The sequence below is a fragment of the Anaeromyxobacter sp. PSR-1 genome, from assembly GCF_000964525.1.
Lineage (GTDB): Bacteria > Myxococcota > Myxococcia > Myxococcales > Anaeromyxobacteraceae > Anaeromyxobacter.
In genome coordinates, this window is sequence record NZ_BAZG01000030.1 from 25,245 (window position 1) to 36,038 (window position 10,794).

At 75.3% G+C, this 10,794-nt stretch carries 9 protein-coding genes; 4 read left to right on the forward strand and 5 right to left on the reverse strand.

All coding sequences use genetic code 11. The features are described from left to right. Positions 1-3: 3 nt before the first annotated feature. From PSR1_RS07395 to PSR1_RS07405, 3 genes are all read right to left on the reverse strand, one after another. Positions 4-1,422, reverse strand: coding sequence for a sensor histidine kinase KdpD (locus PSR1_RS07395; protein WP_059436975.1), 1,419 nt, complete (start codon positions 1,420-1,422; stop codon positions 4-6). A gap of 88 nt (positions 1,423-1,510) precedes the next feature. Next, positions 1,511-2,989 carry a helicase HerA-like domain-containing protein gene (locus tag PSR1_RS07400; protein ID WP_059436976.1) on the reverse strand — a complete coding sequence of 493 codons (1,479 nt, stop codon included), beginning with the start codon at positions 2,987-2,989 and terminating at the stop codon, positions 1,511-1,513. Positions 2,990-3,005: 16 nt separating this feature from the next. Next, complete coding sequence (locus PSR1_RS07405; protein WP_059436977.1) at positions 3,006-3,692, reverse strand: outer membrane lipoprotein carrier protein LolA; 687 nt, start codon at positions 3,690-3,692, stop codon at positions 3,006-3,008. A 96-nt stretch (positions 3,693-3,788) separates the two neighbouring features. Between PSR1_RS07405 and PSR1_RS07410 the strand changes: the two genes are divergently transcribed. After that, positions 3,789-4,148 carry a hypothetical protein gene (locus PSR1_RS07410; protein ID WP_059436978.1) on the forward strand — a complete coding sequence of 120 codons (360 nt, stop codon included), beginning with the start codon at positions 3,789-3,791 and terminating at the stop codon, positions 4,146-4,148. Between the two features lie 3 nt (positions 4,149-4,151). On the opposite strand, the gene amrS is transcribed toward PSR1_RS07410, so the two are convergent. After that, positions 4,152-5,222, reverse strand: coding sequence for an AmmeMemoRadiSam system radical SAM enzyme (amrS, locus tag PSR1_RS07415; RefSeq protein WP_059436979.1), 1,071 nt, complete (start codon positions 5,220-5,222; stop codon positions 4,152-4,154). 174 nt (positions 5,223-5,396) lie between these two features. On the opposite strand from amrS, the gene metH reads away from it, so the two are divergent. Next, the gene (metH, locus tag PSR1_RS07420) at positions 5,397-8,849 is read left to right on the forward strand and encodes a methionine synthase (protein ID WP_059436980.1); all 3,453 of its coding nucleotides are present in this window, start codon (positions 5,397-5,399) and stop codon (positions 8,847-8,849) included. On the opposite strand, the gene PSR1_RS07425 is transcribed toward metH, so the two are convergent. Then, the gene (locus tag PSR1_RS07425) at positions 8,810-9,745 is read right to left on the reverse strand and encodes a LysR family transcriptional regulator (protein WP_059436984.1); all 936 of its coding nucleotides are present in this window, start codon (positions 9,743-9,745) and stop codon (positions 8,810-8,812) included. The two genes, metH and PSR1_RS07425, sit on opposite strands and share 40 nt — an antisense overlap. An 82-nt stretch (positions 9,746-9,827) precedes the next feature. On the opposite strand from PSR1_RS07425, the gene PSR1_RS07430 reads away from it, so the two are divergent. Continuing rightward, positions 9,828-10,235, forward strand: a complete 408-nt coding sequence (locus PSR1_RS07430; RefSeq protein WP_059436981.1) for a CidA/LrgA family protein — start codon at positions 9,828-9,830, stop codon at positions 10,233-10,235. Then, a partial coding sequence (locus PSR1_RS07435) for an LrgB family protein (RefSeq protein ID WP_059436982.1) occupies positions 10,232-10,794 on the forward strand: 563 nt, incomplete at its 3' end. The genes PSR1_RS07430 and PSR1_RS07435, both read left to right, overlap by 4 nt.

Sequence of the window (10,794 nt, forward strand, 5' to 3'; positions counted from 1 at the left end):
GTGTTAGCCCGGCCGGCGCTCCGGCGCCAGCGCAGCCGCGCGCGCCGCCCCTTCCCCGCCGGCCTGCGCCGGCCCGAGCCGCGCCTCGAAGCTCACCGTCCAGCCCGGCGCGTCCACCAGCGCCACCCCACCGCCGTGCGCCTCCGCCACCAGCCGGCACAGGTAGAGCCCCAGCCCGGCGCTGGTCCACTCGCGCGCCTCGCCGGGCGCGAACTTCTCGAACAGGTGGGCGCGGATGGCGGACGGCACCGGCGGCCCGGAGTTCCGGACCGCGAGCCGCACCCCCTCCCCGTCCGCCTCGCCCGCGAGCTCCACCCGGTCGCCGGTCCGGCAGTGCCGGAGCGCGTTCGCGACCAGGTTCTCGAGCAGCCGGCGCGACAGGTCGCGGTCGATGCGCACCACCAGGTCGTCCCCGCCGCGCACCGAGATGGTCACCCCGCGCTCCCGCGCGTGCGGCGCGCAGCTCCGCGCCACCGCGTGCAGGAGATCCCCGATCGCCACCGGGTCCGCGGCGAGGCGGGCCGGCCCGGTCTCCAGGCGCGAGATGGCGAGCAGGTCGCCGATCATCTCGGCGAGCCGCTGCCCCTCGCCCTCCGCCTGCGCCAGGTCCTCGCGCACCTGCGCCGCGCCCGGCTGGCCGCGCACCTCGACCTCGGCGAGGCGCAGGTACTGGAGGAGCGCGGCGAGCGGGTTCTTGAGGTCGTGCACCATCAGGCGCACGAGGTCGCGGGCCTGGCGGTTGGCGGCCACCACCGCGTCGCGCTGCGCCACCGCCTCCGCGTTCGCCCTCGCCAGCGCCTCGCCGTGGGCGCGGCAGAGCGAGGCGGTGTAGGTCTCGGCCGCGAGCCGCGCCGCGAGCGCCGTGGCGCGCACCGTGTTCCGGATCGCGACGTAGGCCGCGGCGGAGAGGATGAGGCCGACCAGGAGCACCAGCCGCCAGGACACCCCGGAGTGCATGGCGAGCGCCATCTGGTTCGCCGCCGCGACCACCGAGAGCGCCGCGGCCGGCGCCGGCGGCAGCGCCACCGCCGCGAACAGGATCACCATCAGCATCATGCCGTTGCCGGCGCCGGCCGCGATCGCGAGCGCGAGGTTGCCGCCCGCCGCCTCGACCACCCGCCAGCTGCCCACCGCGACCACCGCGACGTCGAGGGCCGCCGCGGCGAGCGCCACCGCCTCCCAGCGCCACCGGCGCCGCAGCAGGACCAGGACGCCGGTCGCGACCGCCAGGTACGCGACGCTCACGCGGAGCGCGACCGCGTGCCACGCGGCCGGGTCGTGCCAGCCCGGGAGGTAGACGAGCAGGATGGCGGTGCGGAGCGCCACGCGCATCCAGGCCACCGCCTCGGCGCCGCGCCTCCGCGCCTCGCGCACCGCGTCCGCCACCGCCGCGCGGAGCGCCGCGTCCGCCGCCTCGAGCATCCGGAACCCCCGCCGGCCATCATAACGGCGGGCGGGTTTGCTCCGGGTGCGTCCCGGGCCGCGGCTCCCGCGCGGGGAGCCGGGGCGGTCACCGGCGCCGGCCGCCGCCGAACATCGACCCGAGGATGCCGCGCATGATCTCGCGGCCGAGCTGCGTCCCGGCGGCGCGCATCGCGCTCTGCGCCATCTTGCCCAGGGCCGAGGCGGCCTCGGCGCCGACGGTGCGCGGGGCCGGGGCGGGCCGGCCTGCGGGGGCGGGCGGCGCGGCCGCCGCCTCCTCGGCGCGCCGCTGCAGCCGCTCGTAGGCCGACTCCCGGTCCACCGGCGCGTCGTAGCGCCCGCGGAGCGGCGAGGCCGCCATGACCTGCGCGCGCTCCTCCGCGGTGAGCGGGGCGAGGCGCGACCGCGGCGGCAGCACCCAGGCTCGCTCCACCGGGTGCGGCGTTCCCTTCTCGTCCAGGAACGAGACCAGCGCCTCCCCCACCCCGAGCTCGGTGATGGCGCGCTCCACGTCCACCCCCGGGTTGGCCCGGAACGTCTCGGCGGCGGCGCGCACCGCCTTCTGGTCGCGCGGGGTGAACGCGCGGAGCGCGTGCTGCACCCGGTTCCCGAGCTGGCCCAGCACCGCGTCCGGCACGTCGAGCGGGTTCTGGGTGACGAAGTAGACGCCCACGCCCTTCGAGCGGACGAGCCGCACCACCTGCTCGACCTTCTGCCGCAGCTCGTCGGGCGCGTCGTCGAAGAGGAGATGGGCCTCGTCGAAGAAGAACACCAGGCGCGGCTTCTCCGGGTCGCCCACCTCCGGGAGCTGCTCGAACAGCTCCGAGAGCAGCCACAGCAGCAGCGTGGCGTAGAGCGTGGGCGCGCGGATCAGCTTCTCGGCGTGGAGGACGGTCACCTGGCCGCGGCCGGACAGGTCGGTGCGGAGCAGGTCCTCGAGCGCCAGCGCCGGCTCGCCGAAGAGCCGGTCGCCGCCCTGCGACTCGAGCGCGAGCAGCGCGCGCTGGATGGCGCCCACGCTGGTGGGCGAGACGTTCCCGTAGCGCGCGCGGAGCGCCGCGGCGTTCTCCGAGACGTGCTCCAGCATGGCGCGCAGGTCCTTCAGGTCGAGCAGGAGCAGCCCGCCCTCGTCCGCCACCCGGAACGCCACGTTCAGCACGCCGGCCTGGACGTCGTTCAGCCCGAGCACGCGCGCGAGCAGGAGCGGCCCCATCTCCGAGATGGTGGTGCGGAGCGGGTGGCCGGCCTCGCCGTACACGTCCAGGAACGCGACCGGGCAGGCCTCGGGCGCGAGCGCGAGGCCGAGCTGCTGCGCGCGCTCGACGAGCTTCGGGGCCTCGCCGCCCGGGCGCGCCAGGCCGGAGAGGTCGCCCTTCACGTCGGCCAGGAACACCGGGACGCCGAGCCGGCTGAAACCCTCGGCCAGCACGCGGAGCGTGACGGTCTTGCCGGTGCCGGTGGCGCCGGCCACCAGGCCGTGGCGGTTGGCCAGCCGGGGCAGCAGCGCGAGATCGGCGAAGCCGCCGCCCGCGCGGGGGGCCTTCGCGACGAGGATGGGATCGGGCATGGGCGCCAGGATACGACTACTGGGCCTTCGGCGCCGCGATCCGGCGAACGTCCCGGGGGAGCTTCACCTCGAACGCGGCGTCGGGCAGGCCCACGTTCCGCCGCACGTCCTCGAAGCGGATCTCGTTCGCGTTCCCGGCGCCGTCCACCACGCGGGTGGCGGTCACCTGCCCGTCCGCCGCCACGGTGAGCGCGATGGACTCCACCCGCGGGTCGGCCTCCTTCGGCCGGAGCAGGAGCGCGCCGGCGCCGTCCAGCGACACGTCGAACTCGCGCAGGAGGTCGCCCTTGCCGAGCAGGAACGTCACCGCCGCGCTCATGGCCGAGCTGTCGAACGCCTCGTCCACGTAGGCCTGGTTCTCCTCCGGCTCGTACTGCACCAGGCGCGAGCCCTTCACCGCCACCGTCTTCGGCGCCGGCTTCTCGTAGTCCCAGCGCATCATCCCGGGCTTCTTCACGCGCAGGGTCCCGGAGGACGTCTGGCGCCGGCCGAAGCCGGCGTAGGTGTAGGTCTGGCGGAAGCGCGCCTCGAGGTCGCGGGTCCGCTCGTAGAACGCCTGCACCTTCCGCGCGAGCGCGCGCGGATCCTCGAGCGTGCGCGCCGCCGCGGCGCCGCCGGCCTCCGCGGGGGCGGGGGGCGTGACCGGGCCGGACGCGGCGAGGGCGAGCGCGGCGGGCAGGGCGAGGAGGAGGCTCGAGGTCATGGCGGTCTAGATACCAGACGGCCCGCGGCGGCGGCGCATTCAGGGCGGGCGGTCCTTGACGGCCGGGGACGCTCGGGTGATCCTCCCGCCCTCCGAATGCGCCGCCTGCTCCTCGTCCCGCTCGCCCTGACGTTCGCCCTCGCCGGCTGCTCCGGTCCCTGCCAGGACCTGGGCGATCGGCTCTGCAAGTGCGTGGGCGTCGGCACCACGCGCGACGCCTGCGAGCGGAGCGTGAAGGAGCAGCTGCAGAACCACAGCCCGTCGAAGGACGTCGAGCACCTCTGCGACGAGCGGCTGAAGACCTGCCGCGCGCCGGACGGGGCGCAGTTCTGCGAGTGGATCAACACCGCCTGCGGCAAGGCCTCCTGCGGCCTGTCCTCGGACGAGCCGGCCACGGCCTGCACCCCCGCCGCGGCGGCCGCGCTCGAGGGCGAGCCGGTCCAGTCGGAGCCCTGAGCCTCAGACCGGGACGCCGAGCGGCATCGGGATCCCGTCGTCGAGCCGGACCGCCTCGTCGCCGAAGCGCCCGGCGATCCGCGTCCCGCAGGCCGCGCAGGCGCCGCCCTTCATCCGCACCGCCGTCACCGCGAACCAGTCGCGCTCGATCACCTTCGCACCGCAGCCCGGGCAGTAGGTGGTGTCGCCCTCCGGGTCGTGGACGTTGCCGGTGTAGACGTAGCGGAGCCCCTCGGCGCGGGCGATGGCGCGGGCCCGCGTGAGCGTGGCCGGCGGCGTGCGCGGCCGGTCGGTCAGCTTGTAGGCCGGGTGGAAGGCGCTGAAGTGGAGCGGCACCTCCCGGCCCATGTGGTCGCGGATCCAGGCGGCCAGCTCGTGCAGCTCGGCGTCGCCGTCGTTCAGGCCCGGGATGAGGAGCGTCGTCACCTCGGTCCAGACGCTCGTCTCGCGCGCCAGCCACTCCAGCGTGTCGAGCACCGGGGCGAGGTGCGAGAACGTCTGGCGCCGGTAGAACTCCTCGGTGAACGCCTTCAGGTCCACGTTGGCCGCGTCGGCGCGCGAGAAGAGGTCGCGCCGCGCCTCCGGCGACACGTAGCCGTTCGTCACCAGCACCGTGAACAGCCCCGCCGCGTGCGCCGCGTCGGCCACGTCGATGGCGTACTCCGCCCAGATGATGGGGTCGTTGTACGTGAAGGCGATGCCGGGGCAGCCGGCGTCGCGCGCCAGCGCCACCACCCGCTCCGGCGTCCAGTCCACCTCCGAGTGCAGCTCGTCCAGACGCGCCTTGGAGATGTCCCAGTTCTGGCAGAAGCGGCAGCCGAGGTTGCACCCGGCCGTGCCGAACGAGAGCACCCGCGCGCCCGGGTGGAAGTGGGCGAGCGGCTTCTTCTCGATGGGATCGACGGCGAACCCGGTCGATCGGCCCCAGGCGGAGGTGACGAGCTTCCCGCCCTCGTTCCGCCGCACGAAGCAGAACCCCGCCTGCCCTTCCCCGATCCGGCAGTCGCGAGGACACAGCGTGCAGCGGACCTTTCCGCCGGCCGCGGGCTCCCAGTAGCGCGCCTCGTGGATCATGGCCCGATCCTAGCGCCGCGGCCGCGCGACGCGACCGGGGGGCGGGCGGGGCCCCTCCCGCCGGTGCGGCGGGCCTGCAGGCGGGCTCGATCGCGCCGGCCCGGGGTGTTATCTCTCTAACTTTGCGGACGCGCCTCCAGGCCTCCGCCCCGCCCCTTCCGAACGGACGACCCCGTGAACTTCCGCGAAGCCCTCGAACGCCGCCCGCTCGTGTTCGACGGCGCCATGGGCACCCAGATCCAGCGCCACCAGCTGACGGCCGCGGAGTTCGGCGGGAAGGAGGGCGCGAACGACCTGCTCACGCTCACCCGCCCGGACCTCATCGAGGAGATCCACGCGCGCTACTTCGGGGTGGGCTGCGACGTGGTGGAGACGAACACCTTCGGCTCCTCGCGGCTGAAGCTCGACGAGTACGGGCTCGGCCACCGCACCTACGAGGTGAACTGCCGGGCGGCCATCCTGGCCCGCCGGGCCGCCGAGCGCTTCTCGACCCCGGACCACCCGCGCTTCGTGGCCGGCTCGATCGGTCCGACCGGCATGCTGCCGTCGTCCTCCGACCCGGCGCTCGGGAACATCACCTCCGACGCGCTGGAGCGGATCTTCTTCGAGCAGGCGAAGGGGCTGGTGGAGGGCGGGGTGGACGCCCTCATCATCGAGACGCAGCAGGACATGCTGGAGCTGCGCGCCGCGGTGCTGGCCTGCGACGCGGTCCGGCGCGAGGCGCTGCGCGACGTCTTCGTCATTGCCCAGCCCACGCTCATCGACGCGAACGGGCGCATGCTGCTCGGCACCGACATCGGCAGCGCGGTCGCCACGCTGGAGCGGCTGCCGGTGGACGCGGTCGGCCTCAACTGCTCCACCGGCCCGGACGAGATGCGCGCCTCGGTGAAGGCGCTCGCCGAGCGGTGCTCGCACTGGGTCTCGGTGCTGCCGAACGCCGGCATGCCGGAGAACGAGGACGGGCGGGCGGTCTACAAGCTGTCCCCGGACGACCTGGCCCGCGCGCTCGCCGGGTTCGTGGCCGAGTACGGGGTGGACATCGTGGGCGGCTGCTGCGGCACCACCCCCGAGCACCTGCGCAAGGTGGTCGAGGCGGTGCGCGGGCTCTCCGCGCCGCGGCGCCGCCGCCCCGCGCCCGCCGCCGAGCTGTCCTCCGCCATGAAGGCGGTCCCGCTCGCCATGGAGCCGCGCCCGCTGGTGGTGGGCGAGCGGCTGAACAGCCAGGGCTCGCGCAAGGTGAAGGAGCTGCTGCTCGCCGACGACTACGCCGGCCTGGTGCAGATCGCGCGCGGGCAGGTGGAGGCGGGCGCGCACGTGCTGGACGTGTGCGTGGCGCTGAACGAGCGCGACGACGAGGCGGCGCAGATGCGCACGCTCGCGAAGCTGCTGGCGCAGTCGGTGGACGCGCCGCTCATGATCGACTCCACCGAGCCGGACGTGATCGAGGGCGCGCTCAAGGTCTACCCGGGCCGCTGCATCGTGAACTCGGTGAACCTGGAGAAGTCCGGCGAGCGGGTGCGGCGGGTGCTGCCGCTGGTGCGCCGCTACGGCGCCGCGGTGGTCGCCATGACCATCGACGAGAAGGGCATGGCGCAGACCGCCGAGCGCAAGGCCGAGGTGGCCCGGCGCATCGTGGCGGTGGCGAAGGACCACGGCATCCCGCCGGACAGCCTGGTGTTCGACGCGCTCACCTTCACGCTCGCCACCGGCGGCGAGGAGTACCGCCGGAGCGCGGTGGAGACGCTGGAGGGCATCCGCCGCATCAAGGCGGAGAACCCGGGCGTGCTCACCACGCTCGGCGTCTCCAACGTCTCCTTCGGCCTGGCGAAGAGCGCGCGCGAGGTGGTGAACTCGGTCTTCCTGTACCACGCGGTGCAGGCCGGCCTCGACCTCGCCATCGTCAACCCGAAGGACATCCTCCCCTACCCCGCCATCGACGCGGCGGAGCGGGCGCTCGCCGAGGACCTCGTCTTCGACCGCCGGGCCGACGCGCTGGCGCGGCTCATCGCCCACTTCGGCGCGAAGGGCGCGCCGGAGAAGGCCGCGGTGGACCCGCTCGCCGGCGCCGCCGGGAAGGGCGCCGAGGAGCGCATCCACCTCCAGATCCTGCACCGCCGCCCGGAGGGCATCGAGGCGCTCATCGACGAGGCGCTGACGCGCCGCTCGCCGGTGGACGTGCTGAACCAGGTGCTGCTGCCCGCCATGAAGGACGTGGGCGACCGGTTCGGCGCGGGCGAGCTCATCCTGCCGTTCGTGCTCCAGTCCGCCGAGGTGATGAAGAAGGCCGTCGCCCACCTCGAGCAGTTCCTGGAGAAGAAGGCCGGCGCCACCAAGGGGAACGTGGTCCTCGCCACCGTCTACGGCGACGTCCACGACATCGGCAAGAACCTGGTGAAGACCATCCTCTCCAACAACGGCTTCACCGTGCACGACCTCGGAAAGCAGGTGCCGGTCGCGACCGTGCTCGACAAGGCGCTGCAGGTGAACGCGGACGCCATCGGCCTCTCCGCGCTGCTCGTCTCCACCTCCAAGCAGATGCCGTTCTGCGTGGAGGAGCTGCACCGCCGCAACCTGTCGTTCCCCGTGATCATCGGCGGCGCGGCCATCAACCGGCGCTTCGGCTACCGCACCCACTTCGCGCAGGACGGCTCCCCGTACGCGGGCGGCGTGTTCTACGCCAAGGACGCGTTCGAGGGGCTCGAGGTGGTGGAGGCGCTCGTGGACCCGGGCCGCCGCGAGGCGCTGAAGCGCGAGGTGCTGCAGAAGGCGGTCGCCGAGAAGTCCCGGCCCGCGGCGGAGCCGGTGGCGCCGGCGCCGGCGCGGCGCACCGGCTCGGTCGCCCCCGCCGCGCGCGTGCCGGCGCCGCCGTTCTGGGGCCCGCGGGTGGTGCCGTCCGGCAGCATCGCGCTCGCCGACGTGTGGCCGCACCTCGACCTCGCCGAGCTGTTCAAGCTGCAGTGGGGCGTGAAGGCGAAGGGGGCCGAGTACGAGCGGCTCATCCGCGAGGAGTTCGGCCCGAAGCTGGAGGAGCTGAAGGCCGAGGCGCAGGCGCAGGGGTGGCTGGTGCCGAAGGTCGTCTACGGCTACTTCCCCTGCCACGCCGAGGGGAACGACCTCGTGGTCCTCGACCCCACGCACCGCAAGGCCGAGGTGGCGCGCCTCCAGTTCCCGCGCCAGCCGGACGACCGCAACCTGTGCCTCGCCGACTACTTCCGCGAGGAGCGCGGCGCCGACGTGTGCGCGCTCCAGGTGGTCACGGTCGGCGACCAGGCCACCCACCTCGCCGAGCAGGCGCAGGAGCGCGGCGACTACACCCGCGCGCTGTTCCTGCACGGCCTCGCGGTGGAGACCGCCGAGGCGCTCGCCGAGTACTGGCACCGCCAGGTCCGCGCCGAGCTCGGGCTCCCCGACGGCCAGGGCAAGCGCTACTCGCCCGGCTACCCGTCGTGGCCGGAGCTCGGCGACCAGCGGCAGGTCTGGAAGCTGCTCGACCCGGTCCGCACCATCGGCGTCTCGCTCACCGACGCCTGCCAGATGGTGCCGGAGCAGTCCACCAGCGCCATCGTGCTCCACCACCCGGACGCCATCTACTTCCTGGTGCGCGGCCTGGAGCGCGCCGCCGGGTAGGCCGGGCGCCGGCCGGGCAGCAGCACCTCGCGCGCGGTCTCGACGAACGCGCGCGCCGCGGCGGAGAGCGTCGCCTCGCGCCGCCAGACCAGGCCCAGGTTCCAGCCGATGGCGGGCTCGGCGAGCGGCACCACCGCCACCTGCGCCGGGTCGAGCCGCCGGCAGATGGTGCGGGGGAGGAGCGCCACCCCCACGTCCGCCGCGGCCATGGCTGCCATGAAGTCCCACTGCCCGGTCTCGCTCGCCACCAGCGGCGAGAACCCGGCCGCGCGGCAGGCGTCGAGGATGCGGCCGCGCAGCGCGAAGTCCGGCCGGTAGAGCAGGAACGGCGTGCCGGCGAGGTCGGCGAGCGCGAGCCGCGGGCGGCGCGCCAGCGGGCTCGCCGGGTGGAGCACCGCGGCGAGCACGTCGTGCACGAACGGGAGCGCCTCGAAGCGCGCCTCGTCGGTGGGGAGCACCGTCACGCCCACGTCGAGCGCGCCGGACGCGACCAGCGCCTCCACCTCGCGCGCCCCCTCCTCGCGCAGCTCGAGCTGGATGCCGGGGTAGCGCTGGCGGTAGGCGGCCAGCACCGGCGGGAAGAACGCGCCGCTCACCATGGGCGGCAGGCCGACGCGGGCGCGGCCGCGGCGCAGCGCGCCCAGGTCGGCCACCTCGTCCTCGATGGCCCGCACCGCGGCGAGCACGCCCTCGGCCCGCGCCAGCACCGCCCGGCCCGCCTCGGTGGGCACGGTCCGCCGCGCCCCGCGCTCGAGCAGCGGCACGCCGATCTCGTCCTCCAGCGCGCGCACCGCCTTGCTCACCGCCGGCTGCGTCACGTGCAGCGCCGCCGCCGCCCGGGTGAAGCCGCCCTGCCGCACCACCGCCACGAACGCGCCCAGCCCGCGCAGGTCCATCCGCGCCTCCATGCCTGTTCGGCATGAATCCTAGTCGAAAGATTCACTTCCCTCATGCCCGGCCGGCGCCTAGGTTCCGCCGATGCCGCCCGCCGTCCCCGCCGCCGCCCCCCCGCCCTCCGCCGCCGCGCGCCTCGGGCTCCCGCTCCAGCTCCTCGCGCTCGGCGCGTTCTGGGGCGCGGGCGCGCTCGCCGCCCGCGCGCTGCGCCTGCCGCTCCCCGGCGGCGTGGTGGGGATGCTGCTGCTCCTCGCCGCGCTCCGGCTCGGGCTGGTGCGGGCCGCCTGGCTGGAGCGCGGGGCCGAGTGGCTCTTCCGCCACATGCTGCTCTTCTTCATCCCGGCCGCGGTGGGCGCCATCCAGTACCCGGAGCTGCTCGGCGGCGAGGGGGCGCGCGCGCTCGCGGTGGTGGCGGTGAGCACGGTGCTCGTCATGGCGGTGACCGGCGCCACGGTGGAGTGGCTGGCGCGCCGCCGGGAGGAGGCGCCGTGATCGCCGCCGCCTGGATCGCTCTCACCGCCGCGCTCTACGCGGCCGCCCGCGCGCTGCACCGCCGCTTCCCGCGGCCGTGGCTCACGCCGCTGCTGGTCGTGCCGGGCGCGCTCGCGGCGCTCCTCGTCGCCGGCCGCGTGCCGTACCCGGGCTACATGCAGGGCGGGCGGCTGCTCGTCGAGCTCCTCGGCCCGGCCACGGTGGCCTTCGCGCTGCCGCTCCACCGCCACGCCGGCCTGCTCCGCCGGCACGCCGCCGAGCTCTGCGCCGGGATCCTCGCCGGCTGCGCCGTGGCCGTCGGGAGCTCGTTCCTGCTGGCCCGCGCGCTGGGGCTCGCGCGGCCGCTCGCGCTCAGCCTGGCGCCGCGGTCCATCACCACGCCGTTCGCGATGCAGGTGGCGGGCGAGCTCGGCGGCGTGCCGGCGCTCGCGGCGGTGTTCGTGATCCTCACCGCGGTGGTGGGCCTGGTGGTGGGGCAGCTGCTCGTCCGCTGGCTCCCGCTGCGGAGCGCGGTGGCGCGCGGCGCGCTGTTCGGCATGGGCGCGCACGCCGCCGGCAC